Genomic DNA, 23,979 nt, shown 5'->3' on the forward strand with positions numbered 1-23,979 from the left:
TTCAGAACGACAGGTTGAGGTAGTGCTGGGGGACGACGCGGAGCTGACCGCCGCCGTGCTCGCGGCGCAGGGCGGGGACGAGAGTGCCTTCCGTTCTGTGTACCGCGCCGTGCATCCGCGGTTGATCGGCTATGTGCGCACTCTCGTCGGCGAGGCCGACGCCGAGGACGTCGCCTCGGAGGCGTGGCTGCAGATAGCGCGGGATCTGGACCGGTTCAGCGGGGACGCCGACCGGTTCCGCGGATGGGCCGCGCGCATCGCCCGCAATCGTGCGCTCGATCACATCCGGATGCGGGGCCGTCGTCCCGCCATCGGTGGGGACGAGACCGAGCTGACCGGCAGGCCCGCCGCGTCCGATACCGTCGACGAGGCCATGGAGTCCATCTCCACCAGCAGCACCATGGCGCTCATCGCCCAGCTGCCCCAGGACCAGGCCGAGGCGGTCGTGCTCCGGGTCGTGGTGGGTCTCGACGCGAAGAGCGCGGCGAAGACGCTCGGCAAGCGGCCGGGCGCCGTGCGGACGGCGGCGCACCGCGGGCTGAAGCGGCTCGCCGAGCTGCTCGGCGCGGAGGGCGCGGCAGCCCTCGACGACGCGGGAGGTGGCACCTCCGGTGTCGCCTCGGAAGGCGCGGAGGACCCCCAGGAGGCGGCTTCGGATCTGGGCGGGGTACCGTCCCAGCGCGGCTCCCGTCCCGGTGCAGCGGCACCCGCCGGTGTGACGCATTCACGCCTGCGGACGCAGAAGGACATGTGATGGCCGACGAGCGGTACGAGTGGCTTGACAGGGACGCGGCGGAGCGATTGTTGCGCGGCAAGCCTGTCGAGGCCGCCGACGCGCGCGCCCGTACCGACGCCGCACGCCTTGTCGAGGTCCTCCACCGCGCGGCCGGCGCCGGTTACCGGTACGACGACGGCGAACTGCCCGGCGAGGCGGCCGCCATGGCCGCGTTCCGCAAGGCCAGGGCCGAGGCCGCGGGCGATGCCACGGTTCCGGGCGGCACCTCGCTCGGGACGGTGTGGGTCTCCCACGCCGCCCGCCCCTCCCACGGTGTGGGCTTCGCCCGGCCCCTTCGGTTCGGGCTCGCCGCCGCGGTGGCGGGATGCGCCATCGGCGGTGTGGCCGTCGCGGCCGGCACGGGCATGCTGCCCACCCCCTTCGACGACAACCGTCCGCTGCCCGCCTCCTCGGTCTCCGCCGCGGCGACACCGGGTCCTGTCACCTCTCCGTCGCCGGGCGAGAGCGGACCGGGTACGCCCTCCGAGTCCCCGGGCGCTCCCGGCACACCGCCGGGGCCGCCGCCGCTGCCGAGCACCTCGAGTCCGAGCCCGGGTGGCGCGGGGGCGACGACCCCGGGCGGGTCCGCCGACGACGGCCCGTCGACGCCCGACGACGGTACGGCTCCCAAGGGCGACCTGTACCGCAAGTCCGTCGAGGAGTGCCGCGACTACCGCAGCGGAAAGATCGACCCGGACAGGAAGCGCCGGCTGGAGCTGGCCGCGAAGGGCCCCGAGGGCGTGGACCGGTTCTGCGACAAGCTGCTGGGCGGCAGCTCGGGCGGTTCCGGCGACGGTGGCGGCGACAACGACGGCGGCGGGGACGGCGACGGCAGGGGCGACGACGGAGGCAAGCAGTCCGGTGGCTCCGGCGGTGACGGCGACGGCAGCTCGGACTCGGGCGGAGGTGCCCCCACGACCCCGCCGGTCTCCTGGTCATTTGTCCCGAAGCCTTCGGTGACGCTGTCGGCGAGCGGCTCGGGCTCTTCGGCGAGCACCGCGCTGTACGTGTTCTGACCTGCACTTTTACTGCTCCGGCAGCGGGGTGTGACGTTTTTCCGGGCCATGGCGCAGTAATAAGTGAGCCGACTGGTCATCGGCGGCGCAACGAGCCGGGGTTCCCCCCGTACCTACGGCTCAGCGCATATGGCGCGGGCGGGACACGTTCCCCCGGTCCCGCCCGCGCCCTCTCTTTCTCCTCATGGCTTCCGCCGGAAGCCGCGCCGGGCGACGGCGCCGGAAGACGGCGCCGTCGGGAAGCGTCACCAGTAGACGACGACCTTGTCGCCGGTCCGCACCTGGTCGAAGAGTGCAGCGATCTTCCCCTTGTCCCGCACATTGACGCAGCCGTGCGATGCGCCGTTGTAGCCACGTGCCGCGAAGTCGGACGAGTAGTGGACCGCCTGGCCGCCGCTGAAGAACATCGCGTACGGCATGGGGGTGTCGTAGATCGTCGAGACATGGTCACGGGACTTCCACCCCACGTTGAACACACCCTCGCGGGTCGGGGTGTACTGCGACCCGAAGCGCACGTCCATCGTCGAGAGCACCTTGCCGTCGATCATCCACGACAGCGTGCGGGTGGTCTTGCTGATGCACATCACCCGGCCGGTCATGCAGCGCGGGTCCAGCTTGGCCTTCGGCTTGTTGACGTCCTTGCCGTCCAGCTCGTCGCGTGTCGGCTTTGTCGTCATGCCGAGCAGCCGCTGCCACGTCACCGTGTCGGTGCTGCCCGTCGCCGGCAGACCGCGCTTGCCCTGGAAGCCCTTCACCGCCGTGCTGGTGACCGGCCCGTAGGTCCCCGTCGGCTTGTCGTCGAACCAGCCGATCTGCGCCAGCCGGGCCTGCAGCTCGCGCACCTGCTCACCCTTGGCGCCGGGGGCCATGAGGACCTTGGGCGCGGGCTTCGTGGTGGACGCCGAAGGAGACGGCGTGTGGAAGGGCTCGGCCGACTTTGACGCGGTCGGCGAGGGCGACGGCGTCGGCGACGCGGATGTCGGCCCCGACGTGGCCGCGCTCGGCTTGTTGTCGGCGGGGGGCGCATCCGTCGTGGCCTCCGCCTTGCAGCCGGCGGTCACGGCCGCCACAGCCATGGCCGCCGCCGCGGCCAGCGTTCTCAACCCGACGTTCTTCCTGAGCATGATCGCCCCCCCTTGTCTCTGTGCCTGGTGAGACAAATTCCCTTCCTGCCCGGTTGCGCAATCCCGCGCATCATGGGGGTAACAGTTGGGGGACGAGCGCGACACGGCGGCGTCGCGGCGTCCTCGCGGACCGCGTCGCGGCGGGCTGTGAGCAAGGTCCCAGCGCGTTGCTCTCCATATGCCGCACGCTCGCCGATACAGTCCGTCGCAGAACTTGTTACTTGTCAGTAGCTCCAGCGGGAGGCACAGTCAATGGCGCGCGAGTCCGAGTCGGGACTGCCGATCGAGCCGGTCTACGGGCCAAGGGACCTGGAAGGCTGGGACCCTGCCAAGAAGCTGGGCGAGCCCGGGGAGTACCCCTTCACCCGCGGTGTCTATCCGTCGATGTACACCGGCCGGCCCTGGACCATGCGTCAGTACGCGGGCTTCGGCACCGCCGTCGAGTCCAACGCCCGCTACAAGGAGCTCATCTCCCACGGCACGATGGGCCTGTCCGTCGCATTCGACCTGCCGACCCAGATGGGCCACGACTCCGACGCCTCGATCGCGCACGGCGAGGTCGGCAAGGTCGGCGTGGCCATCGACTCCATCGACGACATGCGGATCCTGTTCGGCGGGATCCCGCTGGACAAGGTCTCCACGTCGATGACGATCAACGCCCCCGCCGCCCTCCTTCTCCTCCTCTACCAACTGGTCGGCGAGGAGCAGGGAGTGCCCGCGGACAAGCTCACCGGCACCATCCAGAACGACGTGCTCAAGGAGTACATCGCCCGCGGCACGTACATCTTCCCGCCCAAGCCGTCGCTGCGGCTGATCGCGGACATCTTCAAGTACTGCAGGGCCGAGATCCCGAAGTGGAACACCATCTCGATCTCCGGCTACCACATGGCGGAGGCCGGGGCCTCGCCCGCTCAGGAGATCGCGTTCACTCTCGCCGACGGCATCGAGTACGTCCGTACCGCCGTCGCCGCCGGTATGGACGTGGACGACTTCGCGCCGCGGCTGTCCTTCTTCTTCGTCGCGCGGACGACGCTCCTCGAGGAGGTCGCCAAGTTCCGCGCCGCCCGTCGCATCTGGGCGCGGGTGATGAAGGAGGAGTTCGGCGCGAAGAACCCGAAGTCGCTGATGCTGCGCTTCCACACGCAGACGGCCGGGGTGCAGCTCACCGCCCAGCAGCCCGAGGTGAACCTCGTCCGGGTCGCCGTGCAGGGCCTCGCCGCGGTGCTCGGCGGCACGCAGTCGCTGCACACCAACTCCTTCGACGAGGCCATCGCGCTTCCGACGGACAAGTCCGCCCGCCTCGCGCTGCGCACCCAGCAGGTGCTCGCGTACGAGACGGACGTGACCGCGACCGTCGACCCCTTCGCGGGTTCGTACGTCGTGGAGAAGATGACCGACGACGTCGAAGCGGCGGCGCTGGCGCTCATGGAGCGCGTCGAGGACCTGGGCGGCGCGGTCAACGCCATCGAGCAGGGCTTCCAGAAGAACGAGATCGAGCGCAGCGCCTACCGCATCGCCCAGGAGACCGACTCCGGCGAGCGGGTCGTCGTCGGCGTCAACCGCTTCACGCTGGAGACCGAGGAGCCCTACGAGCCGCTCCGCGTCGACCCGGCGATCGAGGCGCAGCAGGCGGAGCGGCTGGCGAAACTCCGCGCGGAACGCGACCAGTCGGCCGTGGACGCGGCGCTCGCGGAGCTGAAGGAGGCCGCGCAGGGCACGGACAACGTCCTCTATCCGATGAAGGACGCGCTGAGGGCGCGCGCCACCGTCGGCGAGGTCTGCAACGCACTGCGCGAGGTGTGGGGGACATACGTCCCCACCGACGCATTCTGAGACCATTGGGCGGAGTGTCGTACCCGTGTGCGACACTCCGCCCATGCTGGGTGTTACCGATCTGCCGACCTATCTCGCAGGCCTTGTCCTGATCATCCTGTTGCCTGGGCCGAACTCGCTGTACGTGCTCTCGGTCGCCGCGCGTCGTGGTGTGCGCACGGGCTACAAAGCCGCCGCCGGAGTGTGGTGCGGGGATACGGTCCTGATGGTGCTGTCGGCCGCGGGAGTGGCTTCGCTGCTGCAGGCGAACGCCCTGCTGTTCGGCATCGTGAAGTACGCGGGCGCCGGCTATCTGACCTGGCTGGCCATAGGGATGCTGCGCGCCGCCTGGTCGATGTGGCGCACCCGCCGCGAGCGGGTGGCCGAGGTCGCGGCGTCCGACACGTTGGAGGCGGTCGAGCGGCCGTTCCGCCGGGCGTTCGTGATCAGCCTGCTCAACCCGAAGGCGATCCTGTTCTTCATCGCCTTCTTCGTCCAGTTCGTCGACCCGGCCTACGCGTATCCGGCGCTGTCGTTCACGGTGCTCGGCACGCTGGCGCAGCTCGCGTCGTTCCTCTACCTGACGCTGCTGATCTTCACTGGTACGCACCTGGCCGCCGCGTTCCGCCGCAGGCGGCGGCTGTCGGCGGGGGCGACGTCGGCGGCGGGAGCGCTGTTCCTGGGCTTCGCGGTGAAGTTGTCGCTCAGCGGCACGTGACGCCCGAGCCGGGGGGTCGGCACTCCCTGCGGGCTGAGACCCCACCCAGGATGGAAGCCCCGCCCAACTGCGGAGCCCACATCGGTACACAACTGCGGAGCCCACATCGGTGCACAGGGAGGGTTGGGCAGGGGGCCGGCCCCGCGCCCAGGCCCCGTCACCCCAGCGCCGCGACCCGCTTCAGTGCCCGCCTGAGCCGCCGGCCGCGCCGCACCACCCGCCGGACCGTCTTGCCGCGCGGGACCGGCAGGCCGCCCGGGAGGCCGAGGATCGTCAGCCGGCGGCGCTTGAAGTAGCGCGCGGTGTACGCGTCGAGGCTGCTGCCGAGCCAGCGCTCCGCCGCCGGACGCAGATCCGGACGCAGCTGCGGCTGCATCGCGAAACCCACGGCGCTGATCAGCCCGGCGATCTGCTCGTCGGCACCCGCAGGTGTTCCCGCCTCGCCCGCCGCCAGGTCCGGCAGCAGCGCGTCCGCGAGCGTCACCGGCACCCGGTTGCTGTTCTGGTACGGGCTGAGCCGGTCCAGCAGGGGCTCCGTGCCGACCCTGGCGACGGGCGTGCCGTAGAAGCCGCCCGCGGTGAACAGCGCCGTGGAGAAGCAGCCCGCCACCAGGGCGGGACGCAGCTGCCGGTACAGCACTTCCGCCAGCAACGGCCGCTCCAGGACGGTCAGTTCGACACCCAGCGTCTCGGCCTCGCGTTCCAGCGTGCGCGTCCAGGCGGCCGGGGCCGTCGGGTGCGGTTTGAACACGATCCGGCGGTGGCCGAGTGCGGCCGCGCCCGCCAGCATGCCGACGTGCAGGGCCTCTTCCTCCTCGGCCGTGATGATGTCCAATGCCGCGAGGTACTGGCCGAGCAGCAGCGCCGGGCCTTCGGCGACGCCCTCGCAGGCGTCCGGCACGGCGTCGGAGAGTTCGGCGACGACCTTCACGAAGGCCTCGGTCGGCACGAGCTGCGGTTCGACCCCGAACTCCGCCAGCAGCAGCGGCTTCAGGCCCGGCACCAGGTCCAGATGCAGCAGTCGCCGCACCCGCTCGCCGACCAGCGGGTCGATCTTGTTGCGGGTGGGGCCGTAGCTCATCAGACCGTCCGCGTACACGTCGAGCGCCGCGTCGGGGAAGAGCTGCGCGATCGCCAGAGCAGGGTTGACCTGGATCGACTCGACGGCCAGCTCGATCCGGTCGTCGCCCAGGTTCCACAGCCGGCGCAGATAACGCTCCCACAGCGGAACGTCCTCGCTCCGCGGCGCCCAACCACCCGGGTGGAACGGCGAGATCGTCTCGTTCCACGAGAGCACCTCGTCGAAGCGGTCGCGCAGCTGCTCGAAGCCGGGCATCCGGTCCAGGGACGGGGACGTCTCCGGTGTGACCGCGTTGTTGGAGACCAGCAGCAGCCGGCGGTCGGCGGTGGCGAAGCCGCCGGAGTCGATCGCGGCGGCCAGCGTGGCGGCGCCGAAGAGGGAAGAGGCGAAGAAGATCTGGGTCGTGGCCATCAGGCCGCCACCTCCGGGGCGAGAGGGGCGGGGCGCCGGCGTACCTTGCGCAGCCGGGACGCACGCTCGGCGTCCATCGAATCGAGCGCGTCGTTCAGCACGTCCTGCGGCATACGCTTCAGCGCGGCCGCGCTCATCGTGCGCAATTTGCGTGCCACGGCCGGTTCGTACCTTTCGATGGATCCCAGGTGATGAGAAATGAGAGCGCAGTAGGTGCGGACGGCCTTCGGCAGCAATTTTTCCGATTCCGCGTCGCTCGCCGTTTCCTCGATGACCTGGTCGAATGCCCTGATGAAATCGAGCTGCCTGATGTCGCCGATCTGGGTGAGCGAAGAGGCGACTCCTCGCCGGTAGAAAATGCTCAGCTGACTGATCACGGCGAAAGAATCCGCCTCACGGTGCAGCCGCCAGATCCACGGACGGTCCTCCGCGGTGCGCAGCCCGTGCGTGAAGTGCAGCAGTCCGCGGTCCACGAGCCGCCGGTGGTACATCCCGGCCCAGGCGTACGGGTAGTCGACCGCGGTCGAGCGGTCGGCGGGCAGGATCGCGTCACGCGGTCGCATCACCTCGCCGCGCCGGCCGAACGGCACCCGGTGGATCGAACGGTTCCGTCCCGTGCACTGCACGTGGTCGGTCCGCACGAAGTCGCAGCCGAGGTCCTCCATCGCGGCCAGCAGGCGCTCGTAGTGGCCGGGCGCCAGCCAGTCGTCGCCGTCGAGGAAGGTGAGGTACTCACCGTTCGCGGCGTCGAGGCCGGTGTTGCGCGCGGTCGCCAGCCCGCCGTTCTGTTCGTGTCTGATCAGAACCGCGCCCGGGAGCTCCCGTTCCGCCCGCCGCAGGATCTCCGGAGTTCCGTCCGTCGAACAGTCGTCGACAAGAACGAATTCGAAGTCCGCGCGGGCATTCGCCTTCAGACTTCGCAGGGTGTCGGGGGCGTATGTCTGCACGTTGTAGAACGGCACGATGACGGAGAGCTTGACCACCCGCGAGACGCTAAGGGGGCCCTCGGCATTCGCGTCGACGCGTGGGAGGACGACAGGTGAACGGCGGGCATCGAATCTGTTAACCGGTTCGCCAACCGGCCCGATTCCCCATCCGTAGACCCGCTGTTAACCCTTTGTTGCAGCCCAGTTGGGCCACGAAACAAAATGCCTTTCTAACGTCCTCGACGTGCCAACAAGTACCAGCGAGGCCGTACGGGTCGCCGTACTCGCCGACTCCGACACCCGGTGGAAATGGGGCGCGCTCACCGCGCGCCGCATCGCGCCGAGCACCTCCGTCGAGCTGAGCGGCTTCCTGCTGCGCGGCCGGGCCACACCCACGGCCCGCCAGCTCGCGGAAGTCGGCGTGCGCGCCGACGACCTGCGCGAGGTGACGGGGAACGGGTTCCTGCGGGCGATGAAGGAAGAGCCGTACGACGTCGTCGTGCTCGCCCTCGTCGGCGGCGGCGTCCAGGCGATGCTGCACGGGCTCGCCGCACTCGGCCTCGAACGCCGGCCCGTCGTCGTCACCGGCTATGTCGGCGTCGTCTACGAGAAGCTCTCCGACGGACTGCTGCTGCGGCACGGCGCGGACGTCGTCCTCGCCAATTCCCGCCACGACGCGGACCGTTTCCGCGCCGTGTACGAGGGAGTGGGCGCCGACGCGGGCGCCGTCACCGAGGCCGCGCTGCCCTTCCTCGGCGGCGCGCCCCACCGGGCGGAGGACGGCCGGGACACCGTCGTCTTCGCCGTCCAGCCGTCCGTCCCGGAATCGCGCGCCGACCGTACGTACCTGCTGCGCAGGCTCGTCGAGCACGCACGGCTCCACCCTCGCCGCGAGGTGCTGCTGAAGCTCCGCTCCAAGCCGGGCGAGCACACAACCCACCTCGAAGAGATCCCGTACCAGAAGCTCGCCGACAAGCTGCCCGGCGGACTGCCGCCCAACTTCCGGCTGGTGTACGGGCACATGGGCGAGGTGCTGGACCGCACCGACCTCCTGGTCACCGTCTCGTCCACCGCCGCGCTCGAAGCCCTGCACCGCCGCATCCCCACCGCCGTCCTCACGGACCTCGGGGTGCGCGAGGCGCTCGGCAACCACCACTTCCTCGGCTCGGGCCTGCTCGCCTCCTGGGACCAGCTCGACGGCGGGCACCGCCCGACCCCCGACAGCGACTGGCTGTCACGCCAGGGCGTCGCCGCCGACGGCTCGTACGACAGCGCCTTCGAAGAGGCCCGCACGCGGGTCGCCGAACTGCTGCTGGGGCCCGCGCTCCCGCCGCTCGCGCCGTACTACACACCCACCACCGCACCCGGGTACCTGCCCGCCCTCCTCGCCCGTCATCACCTCGCCCCCGACGGCACGCCACTGGCCGGCGTGGCACCGAAGGCCGAGGTCACCGGCGTACGGCGGGTGGTGCGCGACGCGGTGCGCGAGGCGGCACGCGGCGCCTACCGCCACGGGGTGCAGCGCGTCGCCCCCGTGATCCGCCGGATGGGCGAGCTGTGACCCCCGTGGCCGCGACCGCCTTCGAACCCCCAGCTCAGGAGCCACCGATGACCGTTCTCGCCGTGATCCCCGCCCGTGGCGGATCGAAGGGCGTCCCGGCCAAGAACCTGGCGGCGGTGGGCGGCGTGCCGCTCGTCGCACGAGCCGTCCGCGCCTGCCTCGACGCCCCGCTGGTCACGCACGTCGCTGTCTCCACCGACGACCCGCAGATCGCGGCCGTCGCCCGCGGCGCCGGTGCCGAGGTCGTGCTGCGGCCCGCCGCCATCGCCGGGGACACCGCCACCAGCGAGTCGGCCGTCCTGCACGCCATGGACGCGCACGAGGCCGTACACGGCGCACCCGTCGACGTGGTGCTGCTCGTCCAGTGCACCAGCCCCTTCGTCGCCCGCGAGGACATCGAAGGCGTCGCCCGCGCCGTCGCCCTGGACGGCGCCGACAGCGCCGTGACCGTGGCACCCTTCCACGGCTTCGTGTGGCGGGAGACCGATGGGGCCGGCGAAGCGGCCGAGGCCCCGGAGGGCAGCGCGGAGCGGGCCGGCGGCACCGCCGTGCTCGTCGAGACCGCCACGGACACCGGCACCGGCTACGGCGTCAACCACGACTCCTCCTTCCGGCCCCGCCGGCAGGACCGCCCCCAGGACTTCCTGGAGACCGGCGCCGCGTACGCCATGTCCGCGACCGGCTTCCGCGAGGCGGGCCACCGGTTCTTCGGCCGCACGGCACTCGTGAGGACCGACCCGGCACGTGTCCTCGAGGTCGACGACCCGCACGACCTGGCCCGCGCCCGCGCGCTGGCACCGCTGCTCGACACCGCCGCGCTGCCCGCCCGCGAGGACATCGACGCCGTCGTCCTCGACTTCGACGGCACCCAGACCGACGACCGGGTCCTCATCGACGCGGACGGACGCGAGATCGTCTCCGTCCACCGCGGCGACGGGCTCGGCGTCGCCCACCTGCGCAAGGCCGGCCTGGAACTGCTGATCCTGTCCACCGAGCAGAACCCGGTCGTCGCCGCCCGCGCCCGCAAGCTCAGGGTCCCCGTCCTGCACGGCATCGACCGCAAGGACCTCGCGCTCAAGCAGTGGTGCGAGGAGCGGGGGCTCGCTCCCGAGCGGGTGCTCTACGTCGGCAACGACGTCAACGACCTTCCGTGCTTCCACCTCGTCGGCTGGCCCGTGGCCGTCGCGAGTGCGCACGACTCCGTACGCGCCGCCGCCCGTGCCGTCACTGCCACACCCGGCGGTGAGGGGGCGATCCGAGAGATCGCCGCCTGGCTCCTCGGCCCGACGCTCACCGTCCCCGACACCCCTGCCACCACCCCCTGATCACCGAATCACCCCGGACAGTCCCCCAAGAAGTAAGGAACCACCCCCATGAGCACGTCCCGCCTCCGCGCCCTCGGCAACAAGACCGCGGGCCCCGGCAACCCCGTCTACATCACCGGCGAGATCGGCATCAACCACAACGGTGACTTGGACAACGCCTTCGCCCTGATCGACGCCGCCGCCGACGCCGGTTGCGACGCGGTCAAGTTCCAGAAGCGCACCCCGGAGATCTGCACCCCGCGCGACCAGTGGGACATCGAGCGCGACACCCCCTGGGGCCGGATGACGTACATCGACTACCGTCACCGCGTCGAGTTCGGCGAGGACGAGTACCGCCAGATCGACGAGCACTGCAAGAAGCGCGGCATCGACTGGTTCGCCTCCCCGTGGGACACCGAGGCCGTCGCCTTCCTGGAGAAGTTCGACGTCCCGGCCCACAAGGTGGCCTCCGCCTCGCTCACCGACGACGAGCTGCTGCGCTCCCTGCGGGCCACCGGCAAGACGGTCATCCTCTCGACCGGCATGTCGACCCCGAAGCAGATCCGTCACGCCGTCGAGGTCCTCGGCAGCGACAACATCCTGCTCTGCCACGCCACGTCGACCTACCCGGCCAAGGCCGAGGAGCTCAACCTGCGCGTCATCAACACGCTGATGGGCGAGTACCCGAACGTCCCGATCGGCTACTCCGGCCACGAGACCGGCCTGCAGACCACCCTCGCCGCCGTCGCCCTCGGCGCCGCCTTCGTCGAGCGCCACATCACCCTCGACCGCGCCATGTGGGGCTCCGACCAGGCCGCCTCCGTCGAGCCGCAGGGCCTCACTCGCCTGGTTCGCGACATCCGCACCATCGAGGAAGCCCTCGGCGACGGCGTCAAGAAGGTCTATGACTCCGAGCTCGCCCCCATGAAGAAGCTGCGGCGCGTCGCGGGCGTCGTCGCCGAGGCGGGCGACCGTGAGCCGGCCGCGATCTGACCACGGCCGCGCTGCCGTGCCGCACCGCCCCGGAGGACACCCCCGGCGCGTGTGTGCGTTCCGCGCGGGGGCCGTCGGTCGGCCGGGGGCGCACGGCGCCCCCGTCACGGCCGGGCCCGCCGCGCGCCCCGGGCCCGGCCACGGGCGCTCCGTAGGCCGGCCCTGTGGAAACCCGCAGCCGACAGCAACCACCGCCGGCTCCGTACGGACCCGTCGACGACCCCGGCTGCACGCCGGCCCGGCATCACGAGGTGACAACCGATGAATCTCGCCTTCGTCGAGAGTCCGGTCCAGCTCCTGAACGTCCTGGAGTGGGCCCACACTGCGCCGACCGCCCCCGGGGCCGGCGGTCTGACCCTGGTCGTGCTGTCGCCCACGGACCCCATGTCGCGGGGTCAGCTGCGCCGGATGGCCGAGCTGGCCCGCGGCGAGGGCTTCGCCGTCCGCTGGCAGGAGGCCCGCGGCGGGCTCGGCGCGCCGCTGCGCACGGTGCGCGAACTCGGCCCCATCCTGCGCCGCGCCGAGCGCATCGTCATCGGAGACCCCTTCTCCCGGTACGTCCAGCTCCTGCTGACCCTCGTCGGCCGGAAGAACGTGACCGTGGTGGACGACGGCACGGCGACCATGGAGTTCGTCGCACAGGTCACCCGCGGGGAGCAGCTGGTGCGCTGGCACCGGCGTGGCGGCCGCCGCGGGCCGCGCGAGCTGGTGCTCGCGCCGGTGACCTTCCTGGCCAGGCGCCGGCTCGCCCCCTCCAAGGGCCGGTCGGTCGAGGTCTTCACCTCGATGCCCGTCGAGTCGGCACAGGGGATCACGGTCACGCCCAACAACTTCGCGTGGACCCGGGCCCGCTTCGGGCCGCCGACGATCACCAAGGGCGCGGACATGGTCGGCACCTCCCTGGTGGAGACCGGCGTCGTCGACCTCGCGCAGTACCTGCGGGCCGTCTCGTCCCTCGCCCGCACCCACGGCGCGACCCGCTACTTCGCGCACCGCCGCGAGAGCACGGACAAGCTGCACCGTCTGGCCGCGGAGACGGGCCTCGAGGTGGTCCGCCCGGACCTGCCGCTGGAGCTGATCGCCCGGCGTGGCCCGATCGGAGCAACGGTCCTGAGCTTTCCCTCGACCGTCGTCCACACCCTTCCGCTGGCCCTCGAGGGCACCGGAATCAAGGTGGCGGTGTGCGACATCGCGCCCGAGTGGCTCAGGGAGAACGCCTCACCCCGCGCCCAGGGCTTTCTGGCCGGGGTCACGGGCACCGCCCGCGATGTGCAACGGCTGCCCGCGCCCGCTTGAAGGAAGCGGTGGTGAGCGGACGGTCACGGTCCGGAAAGGAAAGATCGACTCAAGTCCGAGTTGGGTGAGCTTACCCACTTGGGGAAGGCGCCAATCGCCGTGTGACCAAATATCTGTCCCCTATGAGGCTGATGTTTTGTTGATCGCACGGCAGTTGAAGCGCCAAGGGGCATACCCTTCACTGGGTGAACCAGTTGATGTCCCGCGAGTCCGAAGAAGTCGAACAGCCCGGCGCAGTCGCACTGCCCGGCACGCTGTCCGAATCGCTGCGCGCCGAACTGATCGCGTTCCGGCGCGACTTGCACATGCACCCCGAGCTCGGCAACCAGGAGTTCCGCACCACCGCAGTGATCAAGGCACGCCTCGAGAAGGCCGGGCTCCAGCCCCGCGTCCTCGCCGCGGGCACCGGCCTGATCTGCGACATCGGAACGCCGGCCCCGGGCGCCGTACTGCCCTTCTTCGCGATCCGCGCCGACATCGACGCCCTGCCCATCCCTGACACCAAAGTCGGCGTCCCCTATCGCTCCACCGTGCCCGACCGCGCCCACGCCTGCGGCCACGACGTGCACACCACCGTGGCGCTCGGTGCGGGGCTTGTCCTCGCCGACCTGGACCGGCAGGGGCTGCTGACGCAGCCGGTCCGGCTGATCTTCCAGCCGGCGGAGGAAGTGCTGCCCGGCGGTGCGGCCGACGCGATCGAGTCCGGCGTCCTCGACGGTGTCAGCAAAATCATCGCCGTGCACTGCGACCCCAAGGTCGACGCGGGCGTCATCGGGCTGCGGCCCGGCCCCATCACGTCCGCCTGCGACCGCGTCGAGGTCACCCTTGACGGCCCCGGCGGCCACACCGCGCGCCCGCACCTGACCACGGACCTGGTCACGGCTGCGGCGAAGATCGTCACCGACGTCCCCGCGCTGCTGGCGCGCCGCGTCGACGCGAGGTCCGGGCTCGCCGTCACCTGGGGCCGCATCGAAGCCGGCCACACCTGCAACGTCATCCCGCAGCACGCCGAACTCTCCGGCACCGTGCGCTGCCTCGACCTCCCCGGCTGGCGCGAGGCCCCCGACCTGGTGCACGCGGCGATCGACGAGATCGCGACGCTCCACCGGGCCAAGTCCCAGATCAACTACGTGCGGGGCGTGCCGCCGGTCGTCAACGACCCGGTCGTCACCGAACTGCTGCGTGACGCGCAGACCGCGCGACGCGGGACGTACGCGATCGAGGACACGGAGCAGAGTCTCGGCGGCGAGGACTTCTCCTGGTACCTGGAGCACGTCCCAGGCGCGATGGCACGCCTCGGCGTCCGCGTCCCGGGCGACCCTGTCCGCCGCGACCTGCACCGCGGGGACTTCGACGTCGACGAGGCGGCGATCACGGTGGGCGTCGAACTCTTCACGGCCGCGGCGCTTTTGGCGCTCTGACCGCTGCGCGGTCGTGGGGGCGTTGCGCGCCCGTGCGTGGACCGGTGCCGGGGCGTGGCGTTCCCGTGCGTGGACCGGTGCCGGGGTGTGGCGTTCTCGTGCGTGGCCCGGTCGGGGGCGTGGCGACCCTGTGCCCGGCCCGGGGTCTCGTGCTCAGCCCGGTTCGGCGGGCGCGGCGTGGGCCGCGCTTGCGCGGCGTTTCCGGGGGTGCCCCTGCCGGGGGTGGGTGCGGGGGCGGGGCCTCCGGAGGGGGATCGCGGACTGCTTTCCCGTACTTGCCCCGCCCTGACTCACGACGCTTTACGTCCGCTCACCCCCCTCCTGCGACCCCACCCCCTCCCGCCGGTCACGGGACCGTGGGGCCGGTGGCCGTCCCCACGGCCGGGGCAGGCTTCCCTCGGGGGAAACGGGCGCCCGTGGGTGCGACTGTCCACCTGGGGCGGAATGGACGCGCGGGTGCCGGTCCACGGAGGGAGAGGGGTCGCCCGCTGTGCTGCGAGCGGTGCGGCTGTCCACCGGGGGGAGCGAAGCCGTTGGCCGGGGGAGGGGGACGCGCAGGGGGCGTGTTCGGGACGTAAGGCGTCGTTGGATAGGGCGAGGCAAGTACGGGAAAGCAGTCCCGGACATGCCCCCGGAGCGGCACCCGGACGCACACCAGCCGGACCGGGCCCGCCCCGGAACCGCACCCGGGACAACCGGCCGGGCCCGGCAACGCACCTGGACGGCCGGGCCGGCACCCGGTACAACCGGGCCACGCCCGAGACCCGGGCACGCCTCGGACAAGAGGCGGGCCGTGCCCGGCAGCGCACCCGGGACAACCGGGCTCCGCCCGGAACCGCCCCGCCCGGCAGCGCGCCGGGGACAACCGGGCTCCGCCCGGAACCGCCCGGGACCGGCGGCATTCGGCCACATCCGTGGGCGCGCAGCGGCACGCAGCGCCACGCCGTGGGGCCGGGTCGTTACCCGGCGCATAACCTGGCAGCCGCCCGTCCAGGGGCTTCGCGACGATCCGGTAACGACTGATGAACGGGTCTTTAACTGACATCTACGCGCGTTACGATCGCCGCGAACCCAGCGCCGGAAGTGGCGCTTTCGGTCAGGTTTAAAGGAGCCCCCCAGTGCGCCGGATCACCAGGATCGCCACCGTGGGCATCGCGTCCGCGGCTCTCGCACTGTCCGCCACCGCATGTGGCGGCAAGTCGTCTTCCGAGTCGAGCGGCTCGGAAGACAACGGCGGCAAGGCCGCCATCGCGTACGACATCGGTGGCCGCGGCGACCAGTCGTTCAACGACGCCGCCTTCGCGGGCCTGGAGAGGGCCGAGAAGGAACTCGACATCAAGGGCAGTGAGGCCGAGCCCAGCGAGGGAGAGGGCGACCCGGACAAGATCCAGCGCCTCACCGCTCTGGCTCGCGCCGGCAACAACCCCGTGATCGGTGTCGGTTTCGCCTACGCGCCCGCCATCGCGGAGGTCGCCCCGAAGTTCCCGAAGACCACCTTCGGCCTCATCGACGACACCTCCAAGACCGGCAAGAACATCGCCAACCTGGTCTTCAATGAGGAGCAGGGCTCCTACCTGGCCGGCGTCGCCGCCGCCAAGGTGACGAAGACCGACACCGTCGGCTTCATCGGCGGCGTCGAGACCCCGCTGATCAAGAAGTTCGAGGCGGGCTTCGTCCAGGGCGTCAAGGACACCAACAAGGACGTCAACGTCAAGGTCCAGTACCTGACGCAGCCGCCGGACTTCGGTGGCTTCTCGAAGCCGGACCTCGGCAAGGCCGCCGCGCAGGGCCAGCTCGACGCGGGCGCCGACGTGGTCTACGCGGCTGCGGGCCTCGCGGGCTCCGGTTCGATCGAGGCGACCGCCAAGGCCGGCAAGTGGGCCATCGGCGTCGACTCCGACCAGTACAACCAGAAGGGTCTGGCCGCCTACAAGGCGCAGATCCTGACCTCGGTCACCAAGAACGTCTCGGGTGCCGTGTTCAACCTGATCAAGTCGGTCCAGGACGGCAAGCCGCAGACCGGTGAAGTCCGTTACGGCCTCGAGGACGACGGTGTCGCGCTGTCCCGCTCGAATCCGGCCTTCACCAAGATGTCGGACGTCGTCACGGCGGTCGACAAGGCCAAGGCCGACATCATCGCCGGCAAGATCAAGGTCAAGACCGCTCCGTAACCGAGCGGCCGGTACCGCAGGTCCGCGGGCCAGGGCGAAAGCCCCACGGCCCGCGGACCGGTTTCCGGCCCCCGGGTTCTGGTATTCGGGAGCGCTACGCGCGTAGAGGGCCTTCAGGCGCGATAACTTCGCCACGCCCCCATGACCACCACAGCCCGCCCCTTCCGCCTGCCCTCCCGCTCCTTCCCGCCAAGGAGAGTGCGTCATCAACGCGTCCAGCCCTCCTGCCGCCGTAGAACTGCGCGGCATCACCAAGCGCTTCCCCGGCGTCGTCGCCAACCACGACATCGACATCACCATCCGTCAGGGCACTGTGCATGCCCTCGTCGGTGAGAACGGTGCCGGAAAGTCGACCCTGATGAAGATCCTCTACGGCATGCAGAAGCCGGACGAGGGGACCATCACCATCGACGGCGACCAGGTCGCCTTCTCGAGCCCCGCCGACGCCATCGCACGCGGCATCGGCATGGTGCACCAGCACTTCATGCTGGCCGACAACCTCACCGTCCTGGAGAACGTCGTTCTCGGCGGCGAGAAGCTGTACGGCATCGGTGCCAAGGCCCGGAAGAAGATCCAAGAGATTTCCGACGCGTACGGGCTGAACGTGCGCCCGGACGTGCTCGTCGAGCAGCTGGGTGTCGCCGACCGTCAGCGCGTCGAGATCCTCAAGGTCCTCTACCGCGGCGCCCGCACGCTGATCCTCGACGAGCCGACCGCCGTGCTCGTCCCGCAGGAGGTCGACGCGCTCTTCGACAACCTGCGCGAGCTCAAGGCCGAGGGTCTCACCGTCATCTTCATCTCGCACAAGCTGGGCGAGGTGCTGTCGGTCGCCGACGACATCACCGTCATCCGCCGCGGTACGACCGTGGGCACGGCCGACCCGAGGAACACCACCACCAAGCAGCTCGCCGAGCTGATGGTCGGCAGCGAGCTGCCCTCGCCGGAGACCCGCGAGTCGACGGTCACCGACGTCCCGATGCTGAAGGTCGACGACCTCACGCTCACGGTGACCGACCCCGACGGTGTGGTCCGTGAGGTCCTCGCCGGCATCAACTTCACCATCCACAAGGGTGAGGTCATGGGCATCGCGGGTGTCGAGGGCAACGGCCAGACCGAGCTCATCGAAGCCCTGATCGGTCTGCGGCAGCCCGACGGCGGCGTCATCACCCTCGACGACGCCGACATCTCCCACGCGTCCACGCGCAAGCGGCGCGAGGGCGGCATCGGCTACATCCCGGAGGACCGGCACCGGCACGGGCTGCTGCTCGAGTCGCCGCTGTGGGAGAACCGCATCCTCGGCCACGTCACCGAGGCGCCCAACAGCAAGAAGGGCCTGCTCGACCTCAAGGCAGCCCGCAAGGACACCGAGCGGATCGTCCGTGAGTACGACGTGCGCACCCCCGGTATCGAGGTCACGGCGGCCTCCCTGTCCGGCGGCAATCAGCAGAAGCTGATCGTCGGCCGCGAGATGAGCCACAAGCCCAAGCTGCTGATCGCCGCCCACCCCACCCGTGGTGTGGACGTCGGCGCGCAGGCGCAGATCTGGGACCAGATCCGCGAGGCCCGCCACGAGGGTCTGGCCGTGCTGTTGATCTCCGCCGACCTGGACGAGCTCATCGGGCTCTCCGACACCCTGCGGGTGATGTACCGCGGCCGTCTGGTCGCCGACGCCGACCCCGCCACGATCACGCCGGAGGAGTTGGGCTCCGCCATGACCGGTGCCGCGTCCGGCCACCTCGAGCACCACGAGAACGGTGAGAGCCGATGAAGAAGTTCGACAAGGACCGGTTGATCCTGGGCCTGGCCGGTCCTGCGCTCGCCCTGGTCGTGGCCTTCCTGCTCACCTCGGTGGTGCTGCTCCTCTCGGACCGCAGCGCGGTCGAGCCGTACCAGTTGATGGTCGAGCAGATCGAGTTCACGGACGTCCAGGTCCTGGTCATCAACCAGACCGGTATCTATTACCTGGCGGCGCTCGCCGTCGCCATCGGCTTCCGGATGAACCTCTTCAACATCGGCGTCGACGGCCAGTACCGCCTTGCGGTCATGCTCGCCGCCGTCGTCGGTGCCGCCGTCGACCTGCCCGGCCCGCTGCACATCCTGCTGATCGTGTGCGTCGCCATGGCCGTCGGGGCCGTCTGGGCCGGTATCGCGGGCGTCCTCAAGACCACCCGCGGCGTGAGCGAGGTCGTCTCCACGATCATGCTCAACGCCATCGCGACCAGCCTGATCGCCTGGATGATCCTTCCGGCGAACCTGGGTGTGCGGCCGGAGGGTTCCAACGACCTGACCACCGGCGAGATCGCCGAGTCCGGCTGGTTCCCCGGCCTGGAGATGGACGGCGGAACCATCTACGGCTTCACCTTCGTCGCCTTCGCGCTGGGCATCGTCTACTGGTTCGTGCTCAACCGCACCCGCTTCGGCTTCGACCTGCGCGCCACCGGCGCCAGCGAGTCCGCGGCACAGGCGAGCGGTGTCGACGCCAAGAAGATGATCCTCACCGCCATGCTGATCTCCGGCGCCATGGCCGGCCTCGCCGGTATGCCGATGCTGCTGGGCCAGACCCACACCTACAGCCTGAGCTTCCCGGTCGGTGTCGGCTTCACCGCCATCGGCATCGCGCTGCTCGGCCGCAACAACCCGATCGGGATCCTCTTCGCCTCGCTGCTCTTCGCCTTCCTGGACAAGACGGCGGAGGGCCTCAGCCTGGAGGGCTACCCGAAGGAGATCGCCGTCATCATGCAGGGCCTGATCGTGATCGCGGTCGTCGTGTCCTACGAACTCGTCCGGCAGTACGGGCTGCGCCGTCAGCAGCAGAAGGTCGGCGAGGAGCTTGCCGCGCAGGCCCGGAAGAACAAGGAGGTGGCCGCGGCATGAGCGAGTCCACGAGCACGGTCTCGATGGCGAGCACCGCGCCAAAGAAGGGCGGCGGCCGCCGCAAGCTGTCCCTGCCCGTCGTCCTGCTGATCGTCGCGGGCGGACTGGCGCTGTTCTCCCTGGTGCGGGTGATCAGCGGTGCGGACGACCTCACCTCCGTCGGCCAGGTCTCCGGCGCGCTCCAGCTCGCCGTGCCGATCGGCCTCGCCGGACTCGGCGGTCTGTGGGCGGAGCGGGCCGGTGTCATCAACATCGGTCTCGAGGGCATGATGATCCTCGGTACCTGGTTCGGCGCCTGGGCGGGCTACCAGTGGGGCCCGTGGACCGGCGTGGTGCTCGGCATCGCGGGCGGCGCGCTCGGCGGTCTGCTGCACGCGGTGATGACGGTGACCTTCAAGGTCAACCACATCGTCTCCGGTGTCGCCATCACGATCCTGGCCACCGGCCTCACCCGCTACCTGTCGGACTTCACCTTCGCCGAGACCGAGGGCGGTTCGTCCAAGCAGTCCCCGCGCATCGACGCCATCGATCGGATCACCGTTCCGGGGCTCTCCGACTGGCTGGGGGACCTGCAGGGCAAGCACTGGTTCTTCGTCTCCGACCTGGCCGGCGTCCTCGGCGGTCTGATCACCAACCTCTCGCTGCTGACCGTCGTGGCGCTGCTGCTGGTGCCCGGTACGTGGTGGGTGCTGTGGCGGACCTCGTTCGGCCTGCGGCTGCGCTCCTGCGGTGAGAACCCCGTCGCCGCCGAGTCGCTCGGCGTCAACGTCTACAAGTACAAGTACATCGCCGTCATCGTCTCCGGCGGTCTGGCGGGCCTCGGCGGCGCGTTCCTCGCGATCATCACCGGCATCTACCAGGAGGGCCAGACCGGCGGCCGCGGCTACATCGGTCTCGCCGCCATGATCTTCGGCAACTGGATGCCGGGCGGTACGGCGCTCGGCGCGGGCCTGTTCGGCTTCACCGACAGCCTCAAGCTGCGGGGCGGCGCGGTGAACGTGCACGCCATGCTGCTTCTGCTGGCCATCCTGCTGGTGATCGTCGTGGTGTGGCAGCTGTACAAGAGGAAGTACCTGCCGGCGGTGATCTCGGCGGTCTTCTCGGCCCTGCTGTTCACCTGGTACGCGCTCACGGACGTACTGCCCAGCCAGTTCGTCGACGCCGCGCCGTACGTCGCCACGCTGCTCGTGCTGGCGGTGTCCGCACAGCGGCTGCGTATGCCGAAGGCCAACGGTCAGCCGTACTTCAAGGGTCAGGCCAAGTGACCGCGGACGAAGAGTTCGACTGGGAGACCCTGCGGGCGCGCGCGCGTGAGGCGATGTCGCACGCGTACGCCCCGTACTCCGGTTACCCGGTCGGTGCCGCCGCGCTCGTCGCCGACGGCCGTACGGTGACGGGGTGCAACGTCGAGAACGCCTCGTACGGGCTCGGCCTCTGTGCCGAGTGCGGTCTGGTGTCGCAGCTGCAGGCCACCGGCGGCGGGCGGCTGACGCACTTCACCTGTGTGGACGGCCGGCGCGAACTCCTCGTGCCGTGCGGGCGCTGCCGCCAGCTCCTCTTCGAGTTCGGCGGCCCCACGCTGCTGCTGGACACCCCGGCCGGCGTTCTGCCCCTGTCGGAGATGCTCCCGCAGGCCTTCGGTCCCGATCATCTCCGCTAGTACCTCGCGGCCCTTCCGCTCCGGCGGAGGGGCCGCTCCCTTACTCTCTCTATGCGCGTAGAACCGCAGAAGATCAACCCTGGAGGAATGCCATGGACGTCATCTCCGTCATCCGCACCAAGCGGGACCGGGGCGAGCTGAGCCCGGAGCAGATCGACTGGGTCATCGACGCCTACACCCGCGGCGAGGTCGCCGACGAGCAGATGTCGGCGCTGGCCATGGCCATCCTCCTCAACGGCATGAACCGCACGGAGATCGCCCGCTGGACCGCCGCGATGATCGCCTCCGGCGAGCGGATGAACTTCGACTCCCTCTCCCGTCCCACCGCCGACAAGCACTCCACGGGCGGCGTCGGCGACAAGATCACCCTGCCGCTCGCCCCGCTGGTCGCGGCCTGCGGCGCGGCCGTGCCGCAGCTGAGCGGCCGTGGCCTCGGCCACACCGGCGGCACGCTCGACAAGCTGGAGTCCATCCCCGGCTGGCGGGCCCTGCTCTCCAACGAGGAGATGCGACACGTCCTCGACACCACCGGCGCGGTCATCTGCGCGGCCGGCGACGGGCTCGCCCCCGCCGACAAGAAGCTGTACGCGCTGCGTGACGTCACCGGCACGGTCGAGGCGATTCCGCTGATCGCGTCCTCGATCATGTCGAAGAAGATCGCGGAGGGCACCGGCTCGCTCGTGCTGGACGTCAAGGTCGGCACCGGCGCGTTCATGAAGAACATCGAGGACGCCCGCGAACTCGCCTCCACGATGGTCGCCCTCGGCACCGACAGCGGTGTGAAGACCGTCGCGCTGCTCACCGACATGTCCACCCCGCTCGGCCTCACCGCGGGCAACGCGCTCGAGGTCCGCGAGTCCGTCGAGGTCCTCGCGGGCGGCGGCCCCGCCGATGTCGTCGAGCTGACGCTCGCGCTCGCCCGCGAGATGCTCGACGCGGCGGGCATCAAGGACGCCGACCCGGCGAAGGCGCTGGCGGACGGCTCCGCGATGGACGTGTGGCGCCGCATGATCGCCGCCCAGGGCGGCGACCCGGACGCCACCCTGCCCGTCGCCCGCGAGCAGCACGTCCTCACCGCCCCGGCTTCGGGCGTCCTCACCCGCCTGGACGCGTACGACATCGGCATCGCCGCCTGGCGTCTCGGCGCGGGCCGCGCCCGCAAGGAGGACCCGGTCCAGGCGGGCGCGGGCGTCGAGCTGCACGCCAAGCCGGGCGACACGGTGAAGGCCGGCGAGCCGCTGCTGACGCTGCACACGGACACCCCGGAGACGTTCGCCTACGCGCTGAAGTCCCTGGAGGCCGCATACGACATCGCCCCGGCCGGCACGGAATTCACGGCGAACCCGATCGTGCTGGACCGCATCGCCTGAGCCGCGACGACGTGGGGTCGACGGGGCCGGCACCCGGTGCCGGTCCTGTCGAGGCGCTACGGCTGACGGCATGCGGGTCCGTCCGAGCAGGACGCGATGAGTTCCCGGCCCGGCGACGGTCTCTTTCGTGTGGACGCCATCGAACCTGCCGTCATGCGCATCCCCGGGAGGATCAACCCGGCCGATGTGCCGGGTCTCTGCGAGCAGTTGAGCGAACTGCTCCGTGACGACGGGCGCGGTGGCCGCTCGCCCGCCGAGGTGCACTGTGACGTCGGAGGCCTGGTCCATGTGAACCTGGCCGCCGTCGACGCACTCGCCCGGCTGCACCTCACCGCGCGCCGACGGGGCAGTTGGGTCCGGCTGCGCAACGCCGGACCCGAACTGATCGCCCTGCTGGAGCTGGTGGGCCTGCCTGAACTCGCCGACGCTGCCTAGGAATTCTCCGAGGCCACCGGCTCGCCCGCCTTGTCCAGCCGCTTCGGCAGGTCGAACAGCGGGAACCAGCGCTTGGTGTCCAGGAAGAAGTCCATCCCACCGACCTTGCCGTCCGAGAGCTCGAGGACGATGAGCGCCCACGGCTCGTACCCCTCGCCGTCCGCCGACGGGTGGTAGTGCGCGAAGGCGGGGGAGCCGTTCGCCACGGTCGGGACCAGCTTCGATCCGCGGCAGACGTCGCCGACACCCAGCATCCAGCCCACGATGTCGTCGTGACCGCGCAACCACAGGTCGTAAGGCGGCATGGACATCGTCGCGTCCTCGCGGAGCAGCGCCGTCAGCGCCTTCATGTCGTATCCCTCGAAGGCCGCGACATAGCGCTCCAGTAGCTGCTGCTGCTCCTCGTCGAGCGGATCCGCCGCGTCGGACGCGGCCGGGCCCTGCTCGGTGAGCGTGGCCCGGGCACGCTGCAGCGCGCTGTTGACCGAGGCGACGCTCGTGTCGAGCAACTCGGCGACCTCGCTCGCCTTCCAGGCCAGCACCTCGCGCAGGATCAGCACCGCCCGCTGTTTGGGCGGCAGATGCTGCAGCGCGGCGACGAACGCGAGCCGGATCGTCTCCCGCTCGACCGCCGTTTCCGCCGGGTCCACGACGGACGGCAGCACCCGCCCGTCGGGCACTGGCTCGAGCCAGGTGATCTCGGGGCGGGCGTTGAGCTGGGCCTGCGCGACCGGCGTGGGACCGGACAGGTCCATCGGACGGGCACGGCGATTGCCCGCGGTCAGCATGTCCAGGCAGACGTTGGTCGCGATGCGGTACAGCCACGAGCGCAGGGACGAACGGCCCTCGAACTTCTCGAAGCTGCGCCACGCCCGCACCATCGTGTCCTGTACCGCGTCCTCCGCCTCGAAGGACGATCCGAGCATGCGGTAGCAGTAGCCGGTCAGCTCCTTGCGGTGCTTCTCCAGCCGCGAGTCCAGGTCCTGCGTCGTCGCGAGGTCACTCATTGGTCCACCCCTGTCACCCATCGG

General features: G+C 70.6%; 20 protein-coding genes. 16 read left to right on the plus strand and 4 right to left on the minus strand.

Features of this window, described 5'->3' with window-relative positions:
• Positions 1 to 22 precede the first annotated feature (22 nt).
• Both ACIQ7Q_RS01840 and ACIQ7Q_RS01845 read left to right on the plus strand, forming a co-directional pair.
• Positions 23 to 754, plus strand: a complete 732-nt coding sequence (locus ACIQ7Q_RS01840; RefSeq protein ID WP_403855205.1) for an RNA polymerase sigma factor — start codon at positions 23 to 25, stop codon at positions 752 to 754.
• Positions 754 to 1,791: a hypothetical protein gene (locus ACIQ7Q_RS01845; protein WP_403855207.1), complete on the plus strand. Its 1,038-nt coding sequence runs from the start codon at positions 754 to 756 to the stop codon at positions 1,789 to 1,791. Before ACIQ7Q_RS01840 ends, ACIQ7Q_RS01845 begins: the two co-directional genes overlap by 1 nt.
• Positions 1,792 to 2,036: 245 nt before the next feature.
• Here the strand turns inward: ACIQ7Q_RS01845 and ACIQ7Q_RS01850 are convergent, their stop codons facing one another.
• Complete coding sequence (locus tag ACIQ7Q_RS01850) at positions 2,037 to 2,915, minus strand: L,D-transpeptidase family protein (protein ID WP_403855209.1); 879 nt, start codon at positions 2,913 to 2,915, stop codon at positions 2,037 to 2,039.
• A gap of 252 nt (positions 2,916 to 3,167) precedes the next feature.
• Between ACIQ7Q_RS01850 and ACIQ7Q_RS01855 the strand changes: the two genes are divergently transcribed.
• Together ACIQ7Q_RS01855 and leuE are read left to right on the plus strand one after the other, a co-directional pair.
• On the plus strand, positions 3,168 to 4,748 hold the full coding sequence (locus ACIQ7Q_RS01855; RefSeq protein ID WP_403855211.1) for a methylmalonyl-CoA mutase: 1,581 nt from the start codon (positions 3,168 to 3,170) through the stop codon (positions 4,746 to 4,748).
• Positions 4,749 to 4,791: 43 nt separating this feature from the next.
• Positions 4,792 to 5,445 (plus strand): leucine efflux protein LeuE, encoded by a 654-nt coding sequence (gene leuE / locus ACIQ7Q_RS01860; protein ID WP_403855213.1) that lies wholly within the window; start codon positions 4,792 to 4,794, stop codon positions 5,443 to 5,445.
• A gap of 157 nt (positions 5,446 to 5,602) precedes the next feature.
• Here the strand turns inward: leuE and ACIQ7Q_RS01865 are convergent, their stop codons facing one another.
• Both ACIQ7Q_RS01865 and ACIQ7Q_RS01870 read right to left on the minus strand, forming a co-directional pair.
• Positions 5,603 to 6,937 carry a polysialyltransferase family glycosyltransferase gene (locus ACIQ7Q_RS01865; protein ID WP_403855215.1) on the minus strand — a complete coding sequence of 445 codons (1,335 nt, stop codon included), beginning with the start codon at positions 6,935 to 6,937 and terminating at the stop codon, positions 5,603 to 5,605.
• The gene (locus ACIQ7Q_RS01870; RefSeq protein WP_403855217.1) at positions 6,937 to 7,920 is read right to left on the minus strand and encodes a glycosyltransferase family 2 protein; all 984 of its coding nucleotides are present in this window, start codon (positions 7,918 to 7,920) and stop codon (positions 6,937 to 6,939) included. The genes ACIQ7Q_RS01865 and ACIQ7Q_RS01870 overlap by 1 nt, the downstream gene beginning before the upstream one ends.
• Before the next feature lie 187 nt (positions 7,921 to 8,107).
• On the opposite strand from ACIQ7Q_RS01870, the gene ACIQ7Q_RS01875 reads away from it, so the two are divergent.
• The 12 genes from ACIQ7Q_RS01875 (at position 8,108) to ACIQ7Q_RS01930 (ending at position 22,948) form a co-directional block, all read left to right on the plus strand.
• Positions 8,108 to 9,424 (plus strand): DUF6716 putative glycosyltransferase, encoded by a 1,317-nt coding sequence (locus tag ACIQ7Q_RS01875; RefSeq protein ID WP_403855219.1) that lies wholly within the window; start codon positions 8,108 to 8,110, stop codon positions 9,422 to 9,424.
• Between the two features lie 47 nt (positions 9,425 to 9,471).
• Entirely contained in the window at positions 9,472 to 10,749 is a 1,278-nt protein-coding gene (locus ACIQ7Q_RS01880) for a cytidylyltransferase domain-containing protein (protein ID WP_403855221.1), read from the plus strand.
• Between the two features lie 48 nt (positions 10,750 to 10,797).
• A complete protein-coding gene (locus ACIQ7Q_RS01885; RefSeq protein ID WP_403855223.1) occupies positions 10,798 to 11,721 on the plus strand; it encodes an N-acetylneuraminate synthase family protein in 924 nt (307 codons plus the stop codon).
• 261 nt (positions 11,722 to 11,982) lie between these two features.
• Positions 11,983 to 13,017, plus strand: a complete 1,035-nt coding sequence (locus ACIQ7Q_RS01890) for a hypothetical protein (RefSeq protein WP_403855225.1) — start codon at positions 11,983 to 11,985, stop codon at positions 13,015 to 13,017.
• 197 nt (positions 13,018 to 13,214) lie between these two features.
• Positions 13,215 to 14,438 (plus strand): amidohydrolase, encoded by a 1,224-nt coding sequence (locus ACIQ7Q_RS01895; RefSeq protein ID WP_403856385.1) that lies wholly within the window; start codon positions 13,215 to 13,217, stop codon positions 14,436 to 14,438.
• 1,118 nt (positions 14,439 to 15,556) lie between these two features.
• Entirely contained in the window at positions 15,557 to 16,609 is a 1,053-nt protein-coding gene (locus ACIQ7Q_RS01900) for a BMP family protein (RefSeq protein WP_403855227.1), read from the plus strand.
• Between the two features lie 238 nt (positions 16,610 to 16,847).
• Positions 16,848 to 18,377 (plus strand): ABC transporter ATP-binding protein, encoded by a 1,530-nt coding sequence (locus ACIQ7Q_RS01905; protein WP_403856387.1) that lies wholly within the window; start codon positions 16,848 to 16,850, stop codon positions 18,375 to 18,377.
• Complete coding sequence (locus tag ACIQ7Q_RS01910; RefSeq protein ID WP_403855229.1) at positions 18,374 to 19,483, plus strand: ABC transporter permease; 1,110 nt, start codon at positions 18,374 to 18,376, stop codon at positions 19,481 to 19,483. The genes ACIQ7Q_RS01905 and ACIQ7Q_RS01910 overlap by 4 nt, the downstream gene beginning before the upstream one ends.
• The gene (locus ACIQ7Q_RS01915; protein ID WP_403855231.1) at positions 19,480 to 20,748 is read left to right on the plus strand and encodes an ABC transporter permease; all 1,269 of its coding nucleotides are present in this window, start codon (positions 19,480 to 19,482) and stop codon (positions 20,746 to 20,748) included. The genes ACIQ7Q_RS01910 and ACIQ7Q_RS01915 overlap by 4 nt, the downstream gene beginning before the upstream one ends.
• Positions 20,745 to 21,143, plus strand: a complete 399-nt coding sequence (locus ACIQ7Q_RS01920; RefSeq protein WP_403855233.1) for a cytidine deaminase — start codon at positions 20,745 to 20,747, stop codon at positions 21,141 to 21,143. Before ACIQ7Q_RS01915 ends, ACIQ7Q_RS01920 begins: the two co-directional genes overlap by 4 nt.
• A 92-nt stretch (positions 21,144 to 21,235) precedes the next feature.
• Positions 21,236 to 22,513, plus strand: a complete 1,278-nt coding sequence (locus ACIQ7Q_RS01925) for a thymidine phosphorylase (RefSeq protein WP_403855235.1) — start codon at positions 21,236 to 21,238, stop codon at positions 22,511 to 22,513.
• Positions 22,514 to 22,609: 96 nt separating this feature from the next.
• Positions 22,610 to 22,948, plus strand: a complete 339-nt coding sequence (locus ACIQ7Q_RS01930; protein ID WP_403855237.1) for an STAS domain-containing protein — start codon at positions 22,610 to 22,612, stop codon at positions 22,946 to 22,948.
• Here ACIQ7Q_RS01930 and ACIQ7Q_RS01935 read toward each other — a convergent pair.
• The gene (locus tag ACIQ7Q_RS01935) at positions 22,945 to 23,955 is read right to left on the minus strand and encodes a sigma-70 family RNA polymerase sigma factor (protein WP_403855239.1); all 1,011 of its coding nucleotides are present in this window, start codon (positions 23,953 to 23,955) and stop codon (positions 22,945 to 22,947) included. The genes ACIQ7Q_RS01930 and ACIQ7Q_RS01935 overlap by 4 nt on opposite strands.
• Positions 23,956 to 23,979: the final 24 nt, after the last annotated feature.

It is taken from the genome of Streptomyces sp. NPDC096176 (assembly GCF_044763255.1).
Classification (GTDB): Bacteria; Actinomycetota; Actinomycetes; order Streptomycetales; family Streptomycetaceae; genus Streptomyces.